Origin of the sequence: Paenibacillus sp. FSL R7-0204 (genome assembly GCF_038002225.1) — a bacterium.
GTDB lineage: Bacteria > Bacillota > Bacilli > Paenibacillales > Paenibacillaceae > Paenibacillus_AQ.
Genome location: NZ_JBBOCA010000001.1, coordinates 344,013 through 367,668, shown reverse-complemented (window position 1 = coordinate 367,668; position 23,656 = coordinate 344,013). Strand labels below are relative to the sequence as shown.

The 23,656-nt window shown below is 50.5% G+C and carries 22 protein-coding genes and 1 pseudogene; 9 read left to right on the top strand and 14 right to left on the bottom strand.

Annotation, left to right across the window (positions count from 1 at the left end; all coding sequences use genetic code 11):
* Positions 1-41: 41 nt before the first annotated feature.
* Positions 42-1,802 (bottom strand): dihydroxyacetone kinase subunit DhaK, encoded by a 1,761-nt coding sequence (gene dhaK / locus MKX42_RS01755; RefSeq protein ID WP_340750714.1) that lies wholly within the window; start codon positions 1,800-1,802, stop codon positions 42-44.
* Positions 1,799-2,941 (bottom strand): glycerol dehydrogenase, encoded by a 1,143-nt coding sequence (locus MKX42_RS01750; RefSeq protein WP_076080577.1) that lies wholly within the window; start codon positions 2,939-2,941, stop codon positions 1,799-1,801. Before MKX42_RS01750 ends, dhaK begins: the two co-directional genes overlap by 4 nt.
* Before the next feature lie 172 nt (positions 2,942-3,113).
* On the opposite strand from MKX42_RS01750, the gene MKX42_RS01745 reads away from it, so the two are divergent.
* The 4 genes from MKX42_RS01745 to MKX42_RS33360 are packed head-to-tail and all read left to right on the top strand — an operon-like array spanning position 3,114 to position 5,610.
* Positions 3,114-4,118, top strand: coding sequence for a PocR ligand-binding domain-containing protein (locus MKX42_RS01745; protein ID WP_340750712.1), 1,005 nt, complete (start codon positions 3,114-3,116; stop codon positions 4,116-4,118).
* Between the two features lie 34 nt (positions 4,119-4,152).
* Positions 4,153-4,428, top strand: coding sequence for a hypothetical protein (locus tag MKX42_RS01740; RefSeq protein ID WP_340750710.1), 276 nt, complete (start codon positions 4,153-4,155; stop codon positions 4,426-4,428).
* A 49-nt stretch (positions 4,429-4,477) separates the two neighbouring features.
* On the top strand, positions 4,478-5,332 hold the full coding sequence (locus MKX42_RS01735) for a LysR family transcriptional regulator (protein WP_340750708.1): 855 nt from the start codon (positions 4,478-4,480) through the stop codon (positions 5,330-5,332).
* The gene (locus tag MKX42_RS33360) at positions 5,257-5,610 is read left to right on the top strand and encodes a helix-turn-helix domain-containing protein (protein WP_445669291.1); all 354 of its coding nucleotides are present in this window, start codon (positions 5,257-5,259) and stop codon (positions 5,608-5,610) included. The genes MKX42_RS01735 and MKX42_RS33360 overlap by 76 nt, the downstream gene beginning before the upstream one ends.
* Positions 5,611-5,670: 60 nt before the next feature.
* Here the strand turns inward: MKX42_RS33360 and tnpB are convergent.
* The 6 genes and pseudogenes from tnpB to MKX42_RS01705 form a co-directional block, all read right to left on the bottom strand.
* Positions 5,671-6,743: pseudogene (gene tnpB / locus MKX42_RS01730) on the bottom strand (IS200/IS605 family element RNA-guided endonuclease TnpB).
* Positions 6,744-6,749: 6 nt separating this feature from the next.
* Positions 6,750-7,151, bottom strand: a complete 402-nt coding sequence (gene tnpA / locus MKX42_RS01725) for an IS200/IS605 family transposase (RefSeq protein ID WP_143803733.1) — start codon at positions 7,149-7,151, stop codon at positions 6,750-6,752.
* Between the two features lie 160 nt (positions 7,152-7,311).
* Entirely contained in the window at positions 7,312-7,743 is a 432-nt protein-coding gene (locus tag MKX42_RS01720; RefSeq protein WP_340750707.1) for a hypothetical protein, read from the bottom strand.
* 136 nt (positions 7,744-7,879) lie between these two features.
* Positions 7,880-8,386: an SMI1/KNR4 family protein gene (locus tag MKX42_RS01715; RefSeq protein ID WP_340750705.1), complete on the bottom strand. Its 507-nt coding sequence runs from the start codon at positions 8,384-8,386 to the stop codon at positions 7,880-7,882.
* 89 nt (positions 8,387-8,475) lie between these two features.
* Positions 8,476-9,681: a hypothetical protein gene (locus MKX42_RS01710; protein WP_340750703.1), complete on the bottom strand. Its 1,206-nt coding sequence runs from the start codon at positions 9,679-9,681 to the stop codon at positions 8,476-8,478.
* Positions 9,682-9,836: 155 nt separating this feature from the next.
* Positions 9,837-10,805, bottom strand: coding sequence for a helix-turn-helix transcriptional regulator (locus MKX42_RS01705; RefSeq protein WP_340750700.1), 969 nt, complete (start codon positions 10,803-10,805; stop codon positions 9,837-9,839).
* A gap of 371 nt (positions 10,806-11,176) precedes the next feature.
* Between MKX42_RS01705 and MKX42_RS01700 the strand changes: the two genes are divergently transcribed.
* Positions 11,177-11,716: a DUF6199 family natural product biosynthesis protein gene (locus tag MKX42_RS01700; protein ID WP_340750699.1), complete on the top strand. Its 540-nt coding sequence runs from the start codon at positions 11,177-11,179 to the stop codon at positions 11,714-11,716.
* A gap of 62 nt (positions 11,717-11,778) precedes the next feature.
* Here MKX42_RS01700 and MKX42_RS01695 read toward each other — a convergent pair whose 3' ends face one another.
* The 3 genes from MKX42_RS01695 to MKX42_RS01685 all read right to left on the bottom strand — a co-directional run bounded on the left by MKX42_RS01695 (position 11,779) and on the right by MKX42_RS01685 (position 13,850).
* Entirely contained in the window at positions 11,779-12,180 is a 402-nt protein-coding gene (locus tag MKX42_RS01695) for a VOC family protein (RefSeq protein WP_076085661.1), read from the bottom strand.
* Positions 12,181-12,346: 166 nt separating this feature from the next.
* Entirely contained in the window at positions 12,347-13,345 is a 999-nt protein-coding gene (locus tag MKX42_RS01690) for a zinc-binding dehydrogenase (RefSeq protein ID WP_340750697.1), read from the bottom strand.
* 136 nt (positions 13,346-13,481) lie between these two features.
* Entirely contained in the window at positions 13,482-13,850 is a 369-nt protein-coding gene (locus MKX42_RS01685; RefSeq protein WP_340750695.1) for a DoxX family protein, read from the bottom strand.
* Between the two features lie 191 nt (positions 13,851-14,041).
* On the opposite strand from MKX42_RS01685, the gene MKX42_RS01680 reads away from it, so the two are divergent.
* Positions 14,042-14,395: a winged helix-turn-helix transcriptional regulator gene (locus MKX42_RS01680; protein ID WP_076085670.1), complete on the top strand. Its 354-nt coding sequence runs from the start codon at positions 14,042-14,044 to the stop codon at positions 14,393-14,395.
* On the opposite strand, the gene MKX42_RS01675 is transcribed toward MKX42_RS01680, so the two are convergent.
* The gene (locus MKX42_RS01675) at positions 14,392-14,985 is read right to left on the bottom strand and encodes a suppressor of fused domain protein (RefSeq protein ID WP_340750693.1); all 594 of its coding nucleotides are present in this window, start codon (positions 14,983-14,985) and stop codon (positions 14,392-14,394) included. The two genes, MKX42_RS01680 and MKX42_RS01675, sit on opposite strands and share 4 nt — an antisense overlap.
* 29 nt (positions 14,986-15,014) lie before the next feature.
* Positions 15,015-15,602 (bottom strand): TetR/AcrR family transcriptional regulator, encoded by a 588-nt coding sequence (locus MKX42_RS01670; RefSeq protein ID WP_340750692.1) that lies wholly within the window; start codon positions 15,600-15,602, stop codon positions 15,015-15,017.
* A gap of 252 nt (positions 15,603-15,854) precedes the next feature.
* Here MKX42_RS01670 and MKX42_RS01665 point away from each other — a divergent pair, with 252 nt between their 5' ends.
* The 3 genes from MKX42_RS01665 to MKX42_RS01655 all read left to right on the top strand — a co-directional run bounded on the left by MKX42_RS01665 (position 15,855) and on the right by MKX42_RS01655 (position 20,226).
* Entirely contained in the window at positions 15,855-17,009 is a 1,155-nt protein-coding gene (locus MKX42_RS01665; protein ID WP_340757596.1) for an MFS transporter, read from the top strand.
* Positions 17,010-17,126: 117 nt separating this feature from the next.
* Complete coding sequence (locus tag MKX42_RS01660; RefSeq protein ID WP_340750690.1) at positions 17,127-18,407, top strand: MFS transporter; 1,281 nt, start codon at positions 17,127-17,129, stop codon at positions 18,405-18,407.
* A gap of 103 nt (positions 18,408-18,510) precedes the next feature.
* Complete coding sequence (locus MKX42_RS01655) at positions 18,511-20,226, top strand: ABC1 kinase family protein (RefSeq protein WP_340750689.1); 1,716 nt, start codon at positions 18,511-18,513, stop codon at positions 20,224-20,226.
* A gap of 104 nt (positions 20,227-20,330) precedes the next feature.
* Here the strand turns inward: MKX42_RS01655 and MKX42_RS01650 are convergent, their stop codons facing one another.
* On the bottom strand, positions 20,331-23,444 hold the full coding sequence (locus MKX42_RS01650) for an ATP-binding response regulator (RefSeq protein ID WP_340757595.1): 3,114 nt from the start codon (positions 23,442-23,444) through the stop codon (positions 20,331-20,333).
* Positions 23,445-23,656 lie beyond the last annotated feature (212 nt).

Genomic DNA, 23,656 nt, shown 5'->3' with positions numbered 1-23,656 from the left:
GCCACGGTGAAGTGGCAGGCGGGCTTATGGCCATGGAAGGTCTATTGGACAGCATTAGACAGCTCTGTGAAAATAACCCCCAGGGCAAATGCGCCCGCATCCGGGTAGCCGATGCTGCGCTCGCCTACCGTCCCGGCCCGGCCCATCCGCGCAACGATGGATTTCGTACGCTCCGCCCCCGTGACAGCGGCTTCAGCCCCCCTGGCGAAGGCCTCCTTCAAGGACAGCTGCTGCTGCGCGCTGCTCTTCCAGGCTTCGGCACAAGGAATCAGCGCATCGATCAGCGTCTTGTCACCCACGACTGCCCCGCGACCGAAGGAGCGTTCACCAGTAGCCTGGATGCCCTGAGCCGCCGCGTCCAGCATCCCGGCCATCTCCAGCGTATTCAGCGAGGTCCGGCCTATGGCATATTTGCCTGCTGAACGGAAGGCTGAGCCCCAGATTGGACCGGAAGCTCCGCCGCAATGCTCCATAATGATCAGAGAGCAGGCCTGAAGGAAGCTTCCGATATCCGTAGAGTGATGCTGCACAAGCTCCTTCCATTCCCGCTTCAATTGCTTGAAGCCCTTGGCGACACTCATCCCGAAGTCTCCATCACCCGCATGAGCATCCAGCTCACAGAAGGGAGCCTCATTCGCGATAATAATCTCGCTCATCTTATCCACCAGATAGATGATGTTCGTAAGCCGCAGCCGTTCGTCACGGAGGACAGCGAAGCCCGGATCGGTCTCGGCCGTCAGGCTCACCTCAGCCTGAGCCTCCTGCTGTGGAAGCGGGCTGACGTATTGCACCGGCGCAAGCTCACCCGTTAACCGGAGCGCCGGAGTATCGCAAGGCTCAGCAAGCCATCTGCGCAGCTCATCATCCAGCTTCATCAGGCTGATGGAAGCGCCGGCCATATCTATGCTGGTCATATAGTTGCCTACAAGAGATTGGCGGATGATGATCCCCCGTTCTCCCAGACTACGGATCACGGAGTGATTGAGCAGGTACAGCTCCTGCAGAGGCGTTGCGCCGAAGCCGTTGACCAGCACCACCACCTCTCCGCCGCCTGGCTGATCCAGGTTCAGACTGGTCAGCAGGGCAGAGATCATACGTTCCGCCAGCTCATCGCCGGTCAGCAGCTTTTCTCTGCGGATGCCCGGCTCCCCATGAATGCCGACCCCATACTCCATCTCATCCTCCTGAAGCTGGAAGGTAGGCGTACCCTTGGCCGGAACGGTACAGGAAGTAAAAGCAAAACCAAGACTGCGCACATGAGCAGCTGCATGCTGCGCGGCCTGCTTCACCTCGGCCAGCGGCAGTCCGGCCTCAGCAGCCGCCCCGGCAACCTTATGCACCAGAATCGTGCCAGCAACCCCTCGGCGTCCCACCGTATACAGGCTGTCTTCTACTGCAATATCATCATCAACCTTCACATAGTCCACAGCAAGGCCGTCCTCAGCCGCCAGATAAGCCGCATTCTGGAAGTTCATCATATCGCCGCTGTAATTCTTGATGATCAGCAGAGCGCCCTTATGGCCGGTATGGTTGCGGATCGCCTGATAGACCTGAATCTGTGACGGGGAGGCGAAGACATCGCCGCAGACTGCGGCATCCAGCATTCCCGGTCCGACCAGCCCGGCATGCGCCGGCTCATGGCCGCTGCCCCCGCCGCTGATCAGCGTTACCTTGTCAGGATTCGGCGCAGACCTGGAGACAATTTTGTATTTGCTGTCGAATGTCAGCTGCGGATGAGCCATCACCAGTCCACTGCACATCTCACGGACGAGATTGGCCGGATCGTTGATTATCTTTTTCATACGCGCTGCTCCTTACTCTTCTTGAAGGCTTCGCCCAGCTTGTCAGCGACAGTAATGGCAGCGGCAACCGCTTCAGCGGTAACTGGGAACGGCATCGAATGAATCGACTCTTCCGGGATACACGCCTTGCGGGCCACTTCCAGCAGCTCCTCATGGGAGATAGAAGCGACACCAATATCGGCCAGGCATACGGGAAGGCCCACAGAGTGGCAGAAGGACAACACCTGATCGATCTCTGCCTGCTGCGCGTTCTCCAGAACGAGCTGGGCAATCGTGCTGAAGGCCACCTTCTCGCCATGGTAATAATGATGGGTGCCTTCAAGCGCCGTCAGGCCGTTATGGATGGCATGTGCGGCAGCCAGACCGCTGCTCTCGAAGCCAAGTCCCGACAGCAGGATGTTCGTTTCGATTATATTCTCCAGCGCTGGTGTCACCACGTTCTGATCACAAGCCAGCTTGGCCTTGGCGCCATCCTCCAGCAGTGTATCGTAGCATAAGCGGGCAAGGGCCAGCGCGGCTTTGGTGCCTTTGGCCTCCGTAATCACGCCTGCATGCACTCCGCAAGGAAGCCCCGCATTGACATTGGAATAGGATGCCGCAGTAGCTCTGGCCTCGAAGTAGGTGGAGAGGGCATCGCCCATCCCGGATACCAGGAAGCGGGTAGGAGCCTGCGCAATAACAGTCGTATCAATCAGCACCACCGAAGGGCTGGCTTTGAAGTAAGCATAATCCTCGAAAGCGCCTTCAGAAGTGTAAATCACAGCGGAATGGCTGGTGGGTGCATCGGTGGCCGCAATGGTAGGAACGATAATCAGCGCATCGCCTTCTGCCACACATTTGGCCGTGTCGATCGCTTTGCCTCCGCCAAGACCGATTGTACAAGCACACTTGTGCTCACGGGCCAGCTCCTGTAGTCTGGAAATCTCCTGCCGGGAGCATTCGCCCTGGAAATCCCCCTTCACGAGGGTAATGCCGAATTGACTGCTGGTGGCATCGAGCTTGGCCTGCACACGCTTCACATCATCCGGGTGCGCAATCAGCAGAGCCGATGTGCCGAAAGTACTGACGAAGTATCCCAATTGAAGCAGCTCATCCTCACCTTGTGTGTATTTAGCCGGGCTAATAAAGGTTCTTCTCATTCTTTCATTCCTCCTCGAGTCGTATGTCCCCATTATAGACAAGTGGTTAGAGGGGCGCATGGGACAAAGCAAACGAATTAATATGCTGCAAAATAGTATTATTATGTTGTCAGCATCTGAATTATAATTATCTTGTTCCCACTTGTGACTGTAGATGGAAAGGGTGAGCCGAATGCAATCTAAATTCGATTTGAAATATATCATTGATATGGATGAATGGGGCAAGCTTCAGGAATCGTTGTCCCTAGTGACGCGCATGGCCATCATTATGGTCGATTATAAAGGCGTGCCGGTTACAGCACATAGCCGCTGTCAGGCCTTCTGCCAGACCGTGCGCAGCGACAAGGAATTCTCGCCCTATTGTCAAAAATGTGACGCGCGCGGAGGTCTGGAGGCTGTACGGCTGAGCCGGCCCTATATCTACCGCTGCCACTTCGATATTCTCGACATTGCTATCCCTATCATTGTCGATAATCAGTACATCGGTGCGCTGATGGCCGGACAGATCCGGCTGGCGGAGGGAAGCGGCCCGAATCTGGAGCAGATTGTATCCCGTCCGCAACAGGACGCCATGACGGAGGAACGGGCCCGCAAGTATGAGCTGCTGCCCGTCATGACGTATGAGGAGATCGTGGCCACCGCCGACATGCTCTATCATTTGTGCAACTATGTGGTCAAGGAATCGATCCTGAAGTATGAGCTGCTGGAGCGGAACCAGCAGCATGAGGCCTTGAACCCGCAGCAGGAGTCCAAGCCGAAGCCCGGGCTGTCTGCGCTGCCCCTAGAGCCGCCCTCGGCTCCCAAGACTCCGGCCTCTTCGGGAAGCGCATACAAGACGGAATGCATAAGTTCTACGCTGCAGCCTGCTTTGGACTATATGCTAAGCCACCGGGAGGAGAATTTCTCGCTGAAATCGCTGGCACAGCTATGCCATATCAGCCCGAGCTACTTCAGCCGCCTGTTCACCAGGGAGATGGGAGAGCATTTCTCCCTATATGTCGCCCGCATGAAGATCGGGTGGGCGAAGGAGCTGCTGGCAACAACGGATTGGTCAATCAACGAGATCAGCAATCACTTGAATTTTTGCGATGCCGGTTATTTCATTAAGATCTTCAAGAAATACGAGTCGGCAACTCCCCTGTCCTACCGAGCTTCTCTCATAACAAATCGAATATAATAGATGTAACCCTATTCGAGCAGGAGGTTATCTTATGAAGCTGAACGAACAAGGTGTGCTCATCGTTGAAGAGGATGATATACACGACCTGTACTTTTTTCTGGTCCATGACGGTTTGACATTCAAGGATTCTTTCGAGATTGGGATGAAAGAGCATAAGATTGAGCTGTACCCCGGCAGCGTATCTGCTATTGTTCACCCGCAGGCCATGCCCGAGGACTATGGCTACCCGGAAGAGGACCTTCCCCGTATAGTGGAGGCGATTAATTCGGCCGTCCGGGAGTATGATCCGGGCTTCGGGGTGTGGTAGCATTCGAAGGAACGATCACAGATTATGATATACAGAAGGTGACACCGCAATGGAAAGTGGAGATTTGAGGATTTTTCAGGCTGTGGCCCGTGAGGGTACGATTACGAAGGCTGCGCAAGCCTTGAACTATGTTCAGTCCAATGTGACCAGCCGGATTCAGTTCCTGGAGGCCGAGCTGAAGGTCCCGCTGTTTCACCGGTCCAACCGTGGAATGACGTTAACGCCTGCGGGCGAGAATCTGCTGGAATACGCGAATGCTATACTGATGCTAATGGATGAGGCTGTACAATCAACACAATACTCAGAGCACCCGGCTGGCCCGCTGCGAATCGGCTCTATTGAGACGACTGCGGTCATTCATCTCACATCCATGATCGCCGGCTACCATTCCCGCTACCCCGACGTCCATCTGTCGCTCATCACAGGCGAAACACATGACCTTCTGCACAAGGTGCTTGACCATAAGCTGGATGGCGCCTTTGTCTATGGACCTATAGACCAGCCGGAGATCGGGCATGTTGCGGCATACGAGGAGGAACTGGTGCTAATTGCTGAACCGGGGACAACTGAGTTGCATGAGTTGCTGCACAAGCCTATGCTGTTCTTCGACGTTGGTTGCACACACCGCATCAAAGCGGAGCGCTTCCTGCGCGAGAGCGGGGTGCACTCGGTTCAGATCCGGGAATTCGGCACGCTGGAAATGATACTACACGGAGTATCTGCCGGACTCGGCGTATCGCTGCTGCCTAAGTCCTCGATCCGCAAGGCAGAAGAGGCCGGCCGAATCATCTCCCACCGCCTGCCCGAAGAATACCGGAAGCTAGAGGTATGGTTGATATACCGCCGCAACTCCGTGCTTTCCAGTGCAATGTCCAGGTTTTTGGAAATGGCCGGGCAGGTGTAGGTAACTGTTACTGGAACAATTCCAAATGGATTAGAGGCGTATTTTCCTTGAACGATACACCCAACACACTTAAACAAATTATCGGAAAAATCATTAAAGCGATGCGAGCCAAGCAAGGCTTGAGCCAAGAGGACCTTGCTCACGAATGCAACGTAGATCGTTCCTATTTCTCTATGATCGAGGTCGGCCGCAACGAGCCATCCATTACCAAAATATTTGAGCTTTGCAGAGGTGTGAACTACCATCCACCTAAGAGGTGGCGGCTTCTTGGTCAATGAAGCTACTGCTCCAAGTTTACCCAAGCTCAAAGGCTAGTCCCTAGCCCAATCATTGCAATATCACATGGCTAGTTTCAGTAGGTTTTGAGCAGCGTTTACATCGCGATCATGATGCACGTTACATTCTGGACAAGTCCACTCTCGCAAGGCAAGATTCTTCACCTCTGCATTCTTATAACCGCAACAGGAGCAAAGCTGACTGCTTGCATAGTGCTTAGGGGCAATAATAAGTTCTCTGCCATACCATTGAGCCTTATATTCAAGCATCGAACGGAACATACTCCAAGATACCTCGCTAATCGCTTTTGCAAGTTTGTGATTCTGCATCATATTCTTTACACGTAAGTCTTCCATCACGATAACTTGGTTTTCGTTTATCATTTTGGCAGACGTTTTATGCAAGAAGTCTTTACGCTGATTCGCTATTTTTTCATGGTGCTTGGCAACTTTCAGCCTAGCTTTATGACGGTTATGCTTCCCTTCTTCTTCCGCGATACATCCTTTTGCAGCTTCGCTAATCGCTTTTCAGACGTACGCAAGTATTTAGGATTGGATAGGATTTCGCCATTTGAAGTCATAGCAAAGTCTTTCAGCCCAAGATCAACGCCAATCTTCGTATGCATTTTGGGCAACTGAACGATATCCGTTTCAACCAATACGGAAGCATAATACTTTCCCGTTGGTGTTTTTGAAATCGTGCATGATTTGATCAGCCCCACGAATGGGCGGTGCAGCTTGATTTTAATGCCCGTTTTTAGCTTTGGAATCTTGAGATATCCATCCTCTATAGCCACTGTTCCATTTTGGTTATTCGTTGTAAAGCTATGATTATTCGTCTTCTTGCTCTTGAATTTAGGAAATCCCGTTTTCTTATCCCGAAAAAAATTCTTATAAGCCTTGTCTAAATTCAGTTGTGTATTCGCTAAGGCAAGGCTATCGACTTCTTTCAGCCAGTCGAATTCCTTTTTGTATTGTGCGGGTGTATTCCTCAGCATCGTTTCCGTTTGCTTGTAATGTTCAATTTTATCTGCAAGCATTTTATTGTAGATGAAGCGAACGCATCCGAACACTTTAGCGAAGTAGTGTTGTTGCCCTTGGCTTGGATAGATACGGTATTTGTAGGCTTTCAGCAATGGCGATCACCCTTTCACACCTTGGTTTTCGATGTATTTTTGAATGACGTCTATTGGCGCTCCACCCGTTGTAAGCAAGCAATAGGAGCGTGACCAAAAAGCCTCTTTCCAAAGTGATTTTCGGAGGGTAGGAAACTCCTTCTTGATCAGCCTAGATGATGCACTCTTATAAGCGTTGAGAAATTTAGAAATGTCGGTATTAGGATGAGTTTTCATTAGGATATGAACGTGATCCCTGTCATGATTCCATTCCTGCAAAGTCACATTGTAAGTAGGCTGAATGTATGCAAATATCTCTTTCAGACGTTCGGATATTGGATCTGTAATTACTTTCCTACGATACTTGATGACTAGAATAAGGTGGAAGTGAAGGGAGAACACTGAATGATTATTCGAGTCTAATTTCATTAATTTCACTGACCTTTCCAAGATACGACTGAATACTTTGATTATAACATCTTAGGCGGTTAGAATCCATGTAGATTAGACCGTTTCCATTCATCCCCCACTTAAAGAAGATGGGAGAATTCTGTCAACTGAGGGTTAAAAATTGCCCCTTCCGACTTTATTAAAATGGTTGAAATAGAGCATGACCGGGGCCAGGAGCAGGATTGAAGCAACTCTCAAGCTCTATCCAAGCATAAAATGCCTGCGGCATCCCCAATGTGATCAGTTTTTCGACCTTATCTGGCCCACACGCCTCTGCCGCACCGGATGTGATCAGTTTTTCGACCTTATCTGGCCCACACGCCTCTGCCGCACCGAATGTGATCGGTTTTTCGACCAAATCCGGCCCACACGCCTCTGCCGCACCGGATGTGATCGGTTTTTCGACCTTATCCGGCCCACACGCCTCTGCCGCACCGGATGTGATCGGTTTTTCGACCAAATCCGGCTCACACGCCTCTGCCGCACCGAATGTGATCGGTTTTTCGACCAAATCCGGCTGTTCGGTGAAATCAGCGAAATCATTCCTATTACTGAACCAGAATAAAGTCATCCTGCCGATGCTCCAAGACACTTACCCCCAACTTTATGCACAACTTATCCACATCGGACGAAAATCATAATCTCCTAATCAATAAAAAAGATCAGAACCTATTCCCTCAGGTTCTGATCTTCTCGCATCTTAGAATCTATCTACTCGAATCCGACATCAGCCAGGCCAGGAATTCCCCGAACGAATCGGCTACCTGCTCAACCTCTTCGAATTCAGGCTCATATCCATGGACAATAGCCCCGCTATCCGTTGTTAAGTCGATGGCATAGAAGGAATATCCATCCTTCACAGACATTACGATCGGCAAGTGATGATCCCACCAGGCCGTGATCTCGGACTGCCAGGCTGAATCACCCGCTGCGGCCTCCAAACTAAGCGTTTCAAATTCATTCCACCGAAACTCGGTTTCCGCGCTATGATTGAACTCAGCCTCACCAATAAACCAGGTTTGCTCATCCGGTGCAACGCACGTCTCAACTACCTTTAGAAATTCTAAATACTCATCGGGCAGTCCTTTATATCGGGAAGTAATGACGCTATCTAAATGTAGCTGAGAACCAGACTTCCTCCTAATCTCCCAGCCCTGCTCCTCCGCCCAAGTTATAAATTCCCTGATAAGAGCTTTTCCTTTTCCACTATTCATGTCCAAATGATACACCTGCCCATCCGCTTAAGAAATGGAAACTCCTACACTAATATACCATTTCCGCAGGTTTGCTTACATACAGCAGATCATTCCGTTATCTTAAGTTTCCACGTCGCATCCCTTCCCTCCCACTGCTTACCGTTAGCCACATAGTATTCTCTTTCCACCGAACCGTCTGTTTTAGTAAAACTGATGGCAAATACCTGTCCTTCTTCGATCAACATCGGATATTCATCATAGGGAAGAACATTACCCGTCAGTGGCAGCTTATTGACATCTTCATAAGCTCCCTCCAGTCGCCAAAACTCCCGGGAGGCGTAATCCTTGAACCCGTTCAAATCCTGCTTCCCATAATACGAAGCCGTGTACTTCTTGCCCTGCAAGGTGATGTGATCCACCCGGATACGGTCAATATCCTTAACCATCCAGCTTATGTCCTCCGTATGCAGGTTGCCGCCATAATACTTATGTAATTGATTCGCCATGCAAGGGACCGATTGGGTGATGATGTCCATTTTGTCGACTCCGGTATGCGCTGAACCGTAAATGCCCATAATGCTCTCGCTGCCCAGCTTTTCAAATTCTCGGATGAAATTCTCCGTCATCTTATTCTCCCGGTATACCTCATTATGACTTCTATAATAGAACCAGCCCTGTTGAATCACTTCTTTTGTTAAGGTATACATCTCCGATCCGGTCAGATTATGGTCCGCCAGATAAGACAAGAACCGGTTACCAGTAGTCTCTCGCCCATGCCCAATATCTGTTCCGTGGAAAATAGTATCAGGACATCCGCTTTTTATTTTTCGAAAAAAAGTCTTCGTATAGGGAATGTGACCCTGAGTCCCTTCCCAATCCTGATAAAGCTCCTCCAAAATGTCATCATTGTCCGACTGCATCCACAGGTTCAAGTATTCGGCAGCGTAATAGGACTGCTCCACGAATAGGTGTCTCAAGCCCTTGTTGTGGTAATAATCAGACCAAGCTTCATATTCCTTGTCCATAATCTTGGCAACGCCATGGGATTCGCCATACAGATAAATCTGGCCGGTCGCTTTGGTCGTTAGCGGGGTTGCTCCAGGGGTTGCCTGGGCCAATCGGGCAGGAGGTGCCGATGGACTGGCTGATTGTGCAGACGGACTTGCTGTTTCGCCCGCAGAAGAGTTGCCGCTGCAGGCTGTCAGGCTGCTGATCAGCAGTATCGCCATTAGGGCAAGCAGCAGAGGACGAGTATACCTTATTCGCGCCTGAGCCGCTACGCCGCCATATGTATTGGAATTTTTTACATCCATAAGGAATATCGCCCTTTCATCATCAACTCTTACAAGTTAATCACAAATTATGGATGTTCTCAGTGCTGTATGTCATGCATAGAGTTACATTACTCTTCTTCTATGGAAATCAGTAAAGCACCCACCCTATGAGAGCAGCAGGCGCTTGGCAGCAATTATGACTTCTGAACAGGCCGGACATACTTGAAGTACCGATCCGGGTTGAAATAGAAGTAGATGATCCGGCCGGGGCTGGGATCGAAGCAGTAGCCAGTGCCTGTATAGTCAAAAGTGGCCATCGCCTGCTCCATCCGTTCCTCAACACTGCGGTTCTCCTGCTCATAATCGAATGGCCCGTGCTCGAATACGATATACTCGGCCTCGGGGACATCCGCCATCAGCATCTGCGCGGGGACTTCACCTTCATACTCATAAGGGAGACGCACCCCATAGCACTCTGTACGTGGAAATCCCCAATCGCAGAGCCTGCCGTCCGGGTCATTCATATAGGCCATAATCTGGCCGTTGCCGCTGTTCGTGTCGCTTCCGCCGTCATCATCCAGCTTGCCCTTGATACTATCCAGCAAGCCGGTGATGGTCTCGCAGTCCTGCCCTGGAATCAGGCTCTGCTTCTGCCAGAAATCCCAGTACCCGTTGCTCTCGTAGTTCTTAATGTGCAGGAATTTGTGCGCCGGAATGGTTACGAAATAAATCTTAACCTCTTCTGTAGATTTAATCATGCCAACCTCTCCTAGTCCGAATAAGTAGCGGTCAAACGGGTTGATTTTGGTACGAAGGACAACAGGATACGGGTGTCTCCGGTACTCGCTTGGGGCCACACCATAGGTCACCTTGAACGCGCGCGTAAAGGCTTCATGGGAGGAGAATCCATAGTCGAGCGCAATATCCAGGATGCTTTTGCCGCTGTCCCGCACCTCCTTCAGTGCAAAAGCCAGCTTCCGGTGGCGAAGGTAATCCCTAAGCTGCATCCCGGATATCTCTTTGAATTTCCTCGTCGTATGAAACTCCGAATACCCCAGCTTGTCAGCAAGAGATTGCAGCGTTATGGCCTCACTGTTATGCTGCTTAATGCTTTGGTCCATATCATCGACAATAGTCTGGATCTGCCTGTGCCACTCGTACACCGTCCGCTCACCCCCTCGTTCCAACCGCTCTATGTTCATTTTAGAATACTGGCAAAGGCATTTCTTGATTCTACTTGCGGCGCCCGCATCGGTGCAGGCAATGAAGCCCTCATTCCCCATCTGCCCAAGCAATACAATTGATCCCCGGCAGCTCACGCTCCTCCGTCCAATGCTTCTGGATGAAGTTACTCATGGCCCTATCCTTTCATTGGATTGATTTTCTTGTCTAATATACTATTTCTGTAAGCTGCCGCGTTTTCCCTTCAAAAGGGTAAAGACCATCCTTCGCAGGATGGCATTTCTATATAAGAAACCTGAACGAATATTTCCCCGTAGTAAATATGAATGAACCGACATAGGATGTGATTTATTTGACTGGATTTATGGGTGCTGTAATCATAGCTATTGGATTGGTTATCGCCATTTGGCCTAAGGTAGCCTGGTATTTACGGCTGGGCTGGAGGTTTAAGAATGCGGAGCCCAGCGGGCTGGCCTTAGGGGTGGAACGGGTAACCGGTGTGGTCCTGGTAATCGCCGGTTTCATCATGATGGTATCCAGCTGCTCCTCTGGCAGCGCAGACGCCCGCTGGTCAGAGCAGTTCAAAGAGAAGCTGGACTCGGGGCAGGTTCAGGAAATCAGCATCGGCATGATTAACCCCACCGTATTAAACGAAGAAGAAACGAATAGAATGATCCAAATGATACAGGATGCTGAGCTTAGACCTTTTGATGCAGGGAATTCGTTCGGAGCGAGCAACACCGGGACCATTACCTTTAAGGACCAGACCCGTGTAGATATGATTATCCTGGGCCCGTCCGGGGGAATTGAGCTGCATCCCGATGATGCACAGAGCCAATATGAGATTATGAGCCGATCACTGAAATCGTGGCTGAAGAGTTACGGGGACTAGACATGGCTTTATGCACAAAAAAGCTGGAGGCTACCCGTCGGGACCTTCAGCTTTTTCTTTCGTTACCTGCCCTCAAACCGTTTAACCGCATCCTCCGTCACCGGCTGAAAAAGATTCACCAGGTTGCCGTCGGGATCTCGGAACAGCATCGAACGGTTCCCCCACGGCATCGTGGTTGGCTCCTGTACCCAATCCTCAACAGTTGGCTTCAAGCGTGCATACTCCGCTTCAACATCGTCAACGCGGAACTCCAGAATGACCGTTCGGTTACTGGCCGCCACTACAGAGTCAGTACCGAATAGCTGCGCTGTCTTGGAGTGGCCGATGGCAAGTGTACATGAAGGCATTACGAATTCGGCAAATACAGGAGCGGGCCGTTCCGCTGTCACCCCCGTCACTTGTTCATAGAATTCAACCAGACCCTCAATGTCGTCAGTAATGATACGTATCGAAGCGAAATTCATAAGTGTTCATCCTTTCTTGAATGTTTACATGTCCAATGATAAAAAAACGCTACTGACAACGTTATGTCAGTAGCGTTTTTATTGTAGACGAAAAACCGATCACATTTGGCTGGCGCAAGGCTATCGGGCCGAATCAGTAGCGTCTCTATGTCCTGTCTCTTTACCCTTAGCCTATTCTCAGGGCAATGTTCCCCAGCTGTTCCGCGCGCTCCATCCGCTGAAGGGCAAGCGGAGTCTCCGCTAAGGAATACACGCTATCCAGGATAGGGTGTATCTGATGCTGCTCCATGAACTGAAGCATAGCGGTGAATTCTTCATGGCTGCCCATAGACGTTCCAAGCAACTGAAGCTGCGGGAAGAATATCGCTCTTGCCGGAATGGTGAGATCATCGCCTGAGCTTGCGCCGAACATGACGATTTTCCCGTTAGGCTTAATGACCTCGAAGTATTGCCCGAATGTCGCCGGCCCTACACTATCCAGGATCAGGTCTACAGGCTGATGCTGAAGCTCCTCCCGCCAACGGCTGTTGCTGTCTATCACCCGTGTAACCGGTAATTGCAGAGCTTGCGCACGCTTCGCTTCACTTCTGGACGTGACTGTAACCTGCGCCCCAGCCGCTGCCGCCATAAGAGCGGCAAACGTAGCCACTCCGCCGCCAATGCCAGGAATCAGCACATGCTCGCCCTGCTTCAGGTCCCCTCTGGTAAATAACGCCCGGTACGCAGTGAGTGCCGCTAAGGGTAACACACCCGCCTCTTCCCAGGACAGATACGCTGGCTTAGGCACAACATTCTGCTCTGGCACAATGACATATTCCGCAAAAGTCCCGTCTGCAGGGTACCCTAATATGTCAGGAACCACAGGCACCTCATCCGCCCGATCCCAGCCCAGACACGGATTAATGATAACTTCCATCCCTTGAAACAGGCCGGTTACCCCTTCACCCGTCTCTGCAATTACGCCAGCCCCGTCTGAACCAAGCACGCAAGGATGAATCGGACCAGACGCACCTTCTGTAGCAGAAGCGGCAGCCGCGATGATGAACAAATCCCTGTGGTTGAGTCCGGCTGTCTTTAGCCTTACCTTGACCTGCCCCTGTTCAGGACGCTTGTCCGGATGATCCGTATATTGCAGACCCTGCGGTCCAAGTGTAATTGCCTTCATCTTCATATCCTCCTGTTTTACGCTGTAGTGGCTTCATACAAAGTGTAGGCTGTTACAGCGGTCAGGTAAAATGATTAGAAGAGAAGGTGAGTATCATAAATAATGATAGTGCTACTGCGGGGTCAAGGGACGACCCCTAACCTCCCTGCAACAGCCGGAAACGCCCAACAGTAATGATGATCGCCAGCACTATAAAGATGATGTTGATCCACACATCCGGTTCGCCCCGCAGTAGATGGAAGACCAAGCCGGAACATGCGGCAGCAGCCAGACCCATAGCGGCGAGCGGAGTGAGCTGCGGCTGGATTCGGAGCGCCATCGGTAAAATCAACCCTAAGATCCCCAGCAGCTCAGCGATGCCGATCCCCATAACCAGCCCCTGCGGCACATCATTCACCCAGCTCCAGGCCGCCCGGGCCGATTCCAATTGAAATGCCTTCAGCCAGCCCGAATACAAGAACCCCGCACCTAGAACAATTTGTAAGACCCATAGCACAATATTCATGTACAGTGTCACTCCCTCTCATATGTTCACGCAAACACCATCCGCATCCCATCCACCCGGACAGGCGGTTCTTCTTGCGCTCCAGAAACCTTAGTTGCATAATAATATGAAGGGTTTCACATGAGAAGTAGACACTTTTATTAAACCTAGTTACTTAAAAGATACCTTACGTGAATCAAGGGGGCAGCGGCATGACCTACTGCAAATTCGAGTCCGCATTAGAAATCTTCGTGGGGAAATGGAAGCCCGTCATTCTGCTGCGCCTCTTCTCTAACGGAACCATGAGATTCAGCGAATTACAGCGAGCCATTCCTGAGATCACCAAGAAAATGCTCACACAACAATTGCGTGAGCTGGAATACCACAATATTGTCCACCGCGAGATTTACCACCAGATCCCGCCAAAGGTGGAGTATTCCATCACGGAATACGGACGAAGCTTGTCAGGCATTATGCAGGCCATGAATGATTGGGGAATCACGCATATCGAACATCTAAACCAGTTATACGGCGCAGAACGTATCGGCGAACTGGAGTCTGACTAGCGCCGCGGATCAATAATGGAATGCTCGATCTCCTCGATGTAGAAATCAAAGGCCTCCACGCCTTCATTTAAAATTAATGCAGCCTCCTGCGCCGTGACTGGCAGCGCCCATAGGATCTCAACCCTCTCGCTCCCGACCTGAATCTCCTCCAGCTCTTCACTTTCCCCCCTCAGCTCATCCAATAGAAAAGCAGTGGTTGTCCAGTTAGCCGGGGCAAGCGGGCTCTCTTCCATAACCCTAGGTATCCGCGAATCACCGGCAGCCTCTATATGATGGGCGATAAGATCACTGAGATAGGTAAATATCCGGTCCATAGACTCTCCGCCTAAGTCAGAGGTCAGAGCCATCACCCACTCTGTACCCACAGCTTGCCCATTCGGGCGGTGAGTCGCGGATAACCCGACTGTTGCAAACCTCGTAATCTCTTCCCCCTCCACTGCAGGAAAATAATAGATCTCAACATAGGCTCCTGTTTCGGGCTTCTTCAGAATGACCCGGTATTCCGGCATCTGCCACTCCCGCATATAGGCACCCAAGATAAAGGTTCTGCGGATATCGAAGGAGAGTTCCCTCTCTTTAGTTGATTCCATGAAGATGGCCATCACCTTTCCTCTTTTGATTAGGATATGGTTAATAAGTTAAGTATCTCTTTTACAAAAGTATCAACAACTGCCATGTCAGGACGGGACTTCAGGAACACCGTAAGTCCTATTAACGAGATGACAAGTGTCTGCGCCAGATTCTTGGCATTAATCCCGGCATCTAGCTCCCCTGACTGCATACCCCGTTCAATCGTTTCCTGGAAGATGACCGAGAGGTACATCTGATGTTCCCTGGTCAGAATCTCGAACTTCTCATCATGGGGAGCCAGCTCCACCATTGAATTGATGCAGAAGCACCCCGTGCTCGGGCTTTTCTCATATTCTTTGGACACCACATCTTCAAAAAAAGTACGGAATGCCTCTTTCACCGAAGAATGCTTGTGCAGACTGCCCCGGACATACGCGGCATGGGAACTTGTATATTTTCGCAAGGCAGCTTCAAATAATCCTTTTTTATCTCCAAAGGCAGAGTATAGGCTTGGACGCTGAATGCCCATTCTTGCGGTTAAGTCGCTTAAAGAGGCCGCCTCGAACCCTTTTTCCCAAAACACATGCATCGCTGCCTCTAGCGCCTTATCCTCATCAAATTCACGCGGCCGGGCCATTGAACTCCCTCATTTCATATCGAATGGTATATTACGATTGTATTTGCCGCAGATCCTCCTGTCAATCAGAGTGAACATACACAGTTACTCCTTGACAATTAATTTTGGTTAGCGGTATATTAATCAGGAATTATTTCATACCGATCAGTATATTATTATATCCATATATCGAAGGAGGCGTTATGTTTGGCGGGCTTTGTGAAAGAACCGAAATTTAATGACGTAGCAGCAGAACCAGTATCTGCATCTTTAATGACCCGTAAGGTTGCGCTCTTATTTGCCATCACCTGCGGACTGGCGGTAGCCAACATTTATTACGCCCAGCCCTTACTGGACGTGATCTCCAGCGAATTCGGGATTACGCATTCTTCCGTCGGCATCGTGATTACAGTGACTCAGATTTGCTACGCCCTTGGACTACTGTTGCTGGTGCCGCTGGGCGATCTGCTGGGTCGGCGCCGGCTGATTGCCGGACAGATGCTGGTATCCGTGATGGCTTTGATTGTCGTGGGTACTGCCCCCACCAGCATGGTGTTATTCATAGGCATTGCTGCGGTCGGACTGCTTGCGGTAGTGACACAGACGCTTGTTGCATTCGCAGCCACCTTGTCTGCCCCGGCCGAACGCGGGCGCACAGTCGGTGTGGTGACCAGCGGAATTGTCATTGGTATTCTACTGGCGCGGACATTCGCCGGCGCGTTAACGGATCTGGCCGGTTGGCGTTCGGTCTACCTTGTCTCCGCAGGACTCACGTTAATCATGGCAGGTGTATTGTTCAGGGTGCTGCCGCAGTCTGAGCCCCGGAGAGAATCTTTATCCTACCCGCAGCTTCTCCGTTCACTGTTCACGCTATTCGCACAAGAACGGCTGCTGCGAGTCCGTGCTGTGTTATGCCTGCTGATTTTCGCCGCGTTCAGTATCTTGTGGACTTCCCTGGTGCTGCCCCTCAGTGCTCCGCCGCTGTCCCTGTCACATACCGCGATTGGAGCGTTTGGTCTCGCCGGAGTTACCGGGGCGTTAGCAGCAGCGCGGGCAGGCCGTCTGGCCGATCGGGGTTTGGGGCAAAAGACCACCGGCGTAGCGCTGACTCTGCTGCTTCTTTCATGGCTGCCAATCAGTTATACCCCGCATTCGCTGCTCGCGTTAATCATTGGGATTATCCTTCTTGACCTGGCCGTACAAGCCGTACACGTCACCAACCAGAGCATGATCCTTCATCTGCGCCCGGAAGCCCGCAGCAGAATTACTGCCGGTTATATGGTCTTCTATTCGATTGGCAGCGCCACCGGATCAATCGCATCTACCAGCATGTATGCTTACTGGGGCTGGAATGGAGTGTGCCTGCTCGGTGCAATGGTCAGTGCTCTGGCTCTGATATTCTGGGCATTGACCCGTCATATGAAATGAACAATCTAACGACTTCATGTTCCCTCAGTAAGGTTTGTCAAAATCTGAAATTTCCATTATTGTTATCCTTATCTTACATTTGAGGTTATGGATGCAGAAATGGAGGCCCGGAATTTCTTGAAACCACGGTTATTAACACGTTCCTTCTATTATCTCTGGACAACTCAGACGGCGGCGAATGCCGCCGATGTCCTGTATATTATGGCGCTGACGGTGCTGGTGCTGGACCGGACGGATTCGCTTGTCTCGGCGGCGCTGATGCCGCTGATGCGCAGCGCCGCCCAGATGGTGAGCGGCTTCATCGCCCCGCTGCTTATCAACCGGTTCAAGCTGCCCTCACTGCTGCTGATCTCCCAGACAGGCCAGTTCCTGCTGTTTGTGGTGCTGGCTCTGTACCTCCAGCTTAACAGTACGGCGGCTTCACTCACACTGGTCTTTGCCCTGGTCTTCGTCATGTCCTTCCTGGACGGCTGGAGCGTTCCAGCCCGTAATGCACTGGTGCCGCGGCTCGTAACGCGGGAGGAGGGGCTGCTTCAAGCCAACGGTCTGATCAGCGTCAGTGATCAGGTCGTGCAGTTTGCGGGCTGGGGACTGAGCGGCCTATTGGTCGCATTCCTTGGGCCCAGCCCGGCGCTGCTGCTGACAGCGGCCATCTACGGGCTAGCAGCCGCATTTACGCTTGGAGTGAGAGAGCCAGCAGAAGCAATGGCTCAGATGCAGGGACAGAAGGCAGACTCGGAACCGGAACCTTCTTCTTCGAAATGGAAGACCTTGACCGAAGGCTGGCAAGTCATCTGGCGTATGCCCCGCCTGCGGATGCTGACCTTCATGGACATCATCGACATGCTTGGTGGCTCGGTCTGGGTCGGCGCGTTCACACTGGCCTTCGTCCAGGTGGCGCTGAAGCAAGGCGAAGAATGGTGGGGCTTCATTAACGCAGCCTATTTCGCAGGAACGGTCGGCGGCGGGCTGCTGGTCCTGTCGGCAGTGCGTCTCATCGGCAACCGTTATCTGGGGGCGATGCTCATCGGTATGGCGGGCTATGGCCTGCTCACCATGGTGTATGCTCTGAATACCCAGCCGTATATAGCACTGGTCCTTGTCCTGCTGATGGGACCGTTCGCGGAGCTGTCGGTGATTAACCGGCGCACCCTCATCCAGCGCAGCACCAGTAAGCAGATGCTGCCCAAGGTGCTGTCGGCGCAAGCCTCGCTGCTGCATCTGGTGTTCTGCATCTCGCTGCTGGTCATGGCAGGACTGGCCGAACGGTTCGGGATCGTCAACCTGTATCTGCTGGCGGCGGTTCTGACATCGCTGGCTTTGGTGGTCGGCTTGCTCGGCCGCCGGGCATTCAGGGACGAACCTGAGTCATCAGCAGCCAGCCGCCCAAGCCTTTAATTGTATATCTGTCTGGTATGAAATATCATACAATTAGGCACATGGATGATTAGAAGGAGAGATTTGGGATGCAGCATAATGGACCTCTGGTAGGTGAGCAAGAATGAGCGAATTCCTTAAATTAATGAAGGATGTACGGTTCCGAAGAACCATGCGGATGATTTTCAAGTTCGCCTGGGATTTCTGGTGGCTGGGCAAGCTGAAGTACTTGATGTCACGGCGGCGCTTTGCAGCGAGAACCAAAGCCTTATACCGCAAGCAGGCAGCGTATTTCACGACAACCGCCATGGATATGGGCGGGTTAATTATCAAGCTTGGGCAGCATGTGAGTGCGCAGGTAGATATGCTGCCGAAGGAAGTTATTGAAGAATTGTCCAAGCTGCAGGATTCTGTAGAATTCGTAGATTTCTCCGAGATCCAGCAGAAGGTAGAGCGTGAACTCGGGGTATCCATCAGCAAGATGTATGCTGAGTTCAACGAGACTCCTATTGCAGCAGCATCCTTTGGACAGGTCCACCGGGCCACCTTACGGACAGGTGAGCAAGTCGCCGTGAAGGTGATGCGGCCCGGGGTGGAGGACATTATCGCGATTGATTGGAAATCCATTCAGGTCGCTATTTCGTTATTGAAGCGCCAGAAGATGATTACAGACTTCATGGATCTTGATGCCGTGTACGATGAGTTTCATGACACCATTATGGAAGAGCTCGACTATCAGCAAGAAGGGCGTAATGCCGAAGAGTTCAAGCAGCAGCTAGCCCACCGGAAGGATGTCGTGATTCCGCACATCCATTGGTCCTGTACTACATCGCAGGTGCTGACCATGGAGTTTATGGACGGTGTCAAAATCAATGATTTCGCCAAGCTCGAGGCTTGGGGGGTAGACCGGACCCAACTGGCAACATCGCTGATCGAAATGTTCGTGGAACAGATTTTATTGAATGGCTTGTTTCACGCAGACCCCCACCCTGGCAATGTGCTCGTGCAGCCTGACGGCACCATCGCCCTGATCGATTTTGGCATGGTTGGGCGAATTCCCGGAGATATGAAGACCCAGATGGTCGCCCTCCTGCTGGCCGTATACTTGAAGGACGCACACGGCGCCATCGATGCCCTGAACCGGTTAAGATTTTTAAGACGGAATGTTGATCTGGAGGTCTTCTCCAGGAACCTTACGTTATTATTCGAACAAATCAACGGCGATACATTTGACCTGAGTTTTGTGACGTCAGGCGACAATGTGGAGGAATTACGCAATTTCCTCTACTCTCAGCCTTTTCAATTACCTGCCAATACCACATTCCTGGGCAAAGCCATAGGCACCGTGTACGGACTCTGTACCGGACTGGACCCGGACCTTGATCTGGTCGGGACGGTTAAGCCTTATGTGGAACAGGTGGTGCGGAGGGATCTGCGGGGAAGTGTCATCTCCAAAGTTGTAGAGGATGGCAAGAATATGCTCAAAGACATCCTTCCAACGACCAAGAAGTTCATGTCTGCAATCGATAAAATGGATAGCGGAGGCTTAAGGGTCAAGCTGGCGAGCTCCCTCGAGCAAAAATTAATCGAGACGCAGAATAAAAATACACAGCGGTTAATTGCCACCATCATTGGCGCAGTATTACTTCTGGCCGGTGTCAACCTGTGGAATGAAGTGAATCCCATCGTCTCTTATGTACTCGGCACCCTGGGCCTGCTCGTTATGCTGAGCCAACTCCGAACGAGACAAGGCCGCCGGGACGAAAGACATGCGAGGCAAATCAACGCTATGCGTGAACGTAGCCGGTTGGAGAAGCCGAGGTCTGGATCGCGTGGATAACATTAACGCTGCGTACGAAACTAAACTGTACAAGTGGAAACGGTACCGTCCTTTAAAAGGACGGTACCGTTTCCACTTCATCCTTCCGTCCGATCTCATCATTGTTATTCATTACTGCTGAGCGGAACGTGAAAAGTTACCGTTGTCCCTGCATCCAGCGAGCTTGTGATATGAAGGCCTGTTCCGAAATGCCGCTTCAATCGCTGATCCGTATTGATTAATCCGATGCCGGAATCACTTCCTTTATGCCTTTCCAATAATCGCTGCAATTGAACCTCATCCATTCCGACCCCATCATCTTTAATTGTGATCTCTGCCCGGGTCTCCACGCAGGAAATACGTATGACAATGCTGCCTCCACGCTTGCGCTTCATGATTCCATGTTTAATTGCATTCTCAACGAGAGGCTGAATCGTAAGAAACGGGACTTTGATGCACCTGTGATCATCAATCTCCCAAATCACCTGCAGCCTCTCTTCAAACCGTACTTGTTCAATATATAAATAAGAACGCACTAAACTCAGCTCTTCTGCAACCGGAACAAGACTTGCAATGTTCTGGAATTTAAATTTGTTTCGCAGATAATTAGTGAATTCATCAAGCAAATCACGCATTTTCTCCAGATTAATATCCGTTAATGCTGATATAGCATTCAAAGCATTAAACAAGAAATGAGGCTTAATTTGGGCTTGCAGCCATACAGTTTCTAATCGCAGCTGTTCCCGAATGGATTGTTTGATCGTCGTTAGCGCCTGTATCCGCAATTTAAGTTCTATGGCCTCTACCGGCTTCGTCACATAATCGTTTGCTCCCGCCAGGAAACCGCTGTGTATATCCTGTGGCTGGCTTCTTGCAGTAAGAAGCAGAACCGGAAGCTCTGTGAAGGTGAATCGCTCACGAATCCTTCGTGTCAGTTCATATCCGGACATCATCGGCATCATGATATCAGAGATTACCACATCCCATTCCTTCGTACCCAGAATAGCCAACGCCTGTCTGGCACTGGTTACCATGGTTGTATCATATTCGTCTGGTGGCAGTATGGCTTCAAGCACTTGAAGGTTAACAGGATCATCATCAATAATTAATAGAACCGGACGGTCGGAATCCATCTTGAAGAACGTTGCCGGTGTCTCGTCACTCAGGGGATTTGCGTTGCCCATGTTCATTGGAACAGGTTCTTGAATTTCTACAGCAGATATGGGTAACGGTTCAAAAGAGTTCGCCGGCGCACTCTCCGCCTCCGCTTCCAAGCCTGCCAGTTGTAAAGAGAAGCTGAATTGCGAACCTTCTCCTTTAATGGAGGTTACATCCAATGTGCCCCCATGAAGCTCCGCCAGTTGTTTGCTTATACTCAGCCCTAACCCGAAGCCGCCTTCAACCATGGTCTCCGTTGTGTTGGCTTGCTCGTATGGGTGGAATAGGCATTTGAGCATGTCCTCATCCATTCCAATTCCGGTATCAGTAACAACGACATAAGCCCTCCCGTCGTTTACATAAGCCGAAATCAAAATAACTCCATCATTTGTGTATTTCACAGCATTATGAAGTAAATTGAAGAGGATCTGAATAATCCGGTTCTCATCTGCATGGACCAGAGGAAAATCTTCAGGAATTTGATTTGTAATTTGTATAGATTTCACCTCTGCATTCAATTGCAGCATATCAAGTACTCCCGTCACGATCGGCTGGATCGGTATAACCTTTTTGCTGATACGGGGATTGCCTTCCCGCAGGCTCATCACATCAATCAAATCGTTTAATATCAAGGTTAGCCGGTGCCCTACAGAAGAAACAGTTTCAAGCTCTTTGATGCTTCTCGCCTGCATTACATGCTGTTCCCGTTTCATAACAGATTGTGATAGGTTGAGCATGCTGTGCAGCGGATTTTTGAACTCATGTGAAGCATTCGCCAGGAATTGATCCTTATGGTCATTCATTCTTTGCAGGGTTGTTGCAAGCTCATTCGTGTTTTCGTACATTTTAAAATAATTCCTAAACCATACTGAGGCCAAACACCCCATTGAAATAATCAAATCAAACGGATAATAGAGAAGACTATAACCGCCCTCCCGCCAGAAGAGCATCCAGATCACATGATGGATCAACGCAAGGATGGAGAACAACAATAACAGATTCCCTCTCATATCCTTGACCACTGTTCTACAGATCGCAATCGTTGCAACGACTCCAGCAGTACCGCCTAGCAGATTATACACAGGGAAGATGCTGGTTAACTGATAGGTATCCAACAATAGCGTAATCCCTGCGGTCCCCAAGATCAGTGCCCTAAATACAGGATATATTCTGTGCCAAAGAGCTAGTTCGCGATGATTCGTACACTCCAATAATGCATAGGCTCCAACTAAAAAAGCTACATTGGATAGCCGGAAATCCCATACGTTGCCGATATAAATGATTTGATGGAACAGCTTCTCATCACTGCTTAACGCACCGCTTAGTGTGAAAGAGAATGTCAGCAAAGAGAAATACAGCAACTTTGTCTGCTTGTTACCCAATACAAATAATATAAACGCATAGGCAGAATGGATCAGAAAGATAACCGTTGTCAGAACCTGCATAGATACCGAAAGTTTCATCTCCTGGGTAATTGCTTCTTCTGTCCCGAATTTAATAGACCGGACAATGCCACCGCTCCGGCTATCCACATAATTGGACGCTTGAATTACCAATTCGATTACACCATCTTTGTCGGCCCTAAAGGTCGTAGAATACGGAAGATTCTTAGCGATAGAGGCTTCTTCCGAATCCGCTACCCGCCCGGATTTAGCCAGTAACCGGCCGTTTACGTATACTTCCGACGAAGTGCGTATACTTGGCACACGAATACTATAGTTGAGATACTGCTGCGGATTCACATATATTCGTAAGCGGTACGAGCCGAATCCATATGGAGTAGAGGTCCCGGGATGCACAGCTTGATTCCATCCCCCTGGAACTTGAATCATCCTTGGCTCACTCAAGGCCAAGCCCTGCTGCTTTTTGCCATCCTTGAACCAATGTGAGGAATACAATTCCCATTCCCCGTCAAGCAAAACAATCTGCCCGTCTTCTGCATTCCAATTACGCAAATGGAGTTCCCCGTTTTTTATCGAATCCTGTTGTAAACCGCCAAACAACTCCATCCATAATAAGCGTGAGCCCGATAGAACAACTAATAGTAACCCCAGGAATAAAAAGATGTACTTCATTTTCATTTGGTGATTCCATGAAAAATTAGCCAAGAGTATCCCTCTCCTACTCATTTCTTCTTCTTTATCTATCGGCTTCATGTAGTTTTTTGCTAAGAAATTTTGTAGCACAAAAAACTCGCAAAAGCCCATTTATGCACCATTCCGACCTCCCCTGCTGTATGGTCAGTTTGCTGGTAAATAAAGCTTCTGCGAGTTTTGAATCATAATGACTGGTT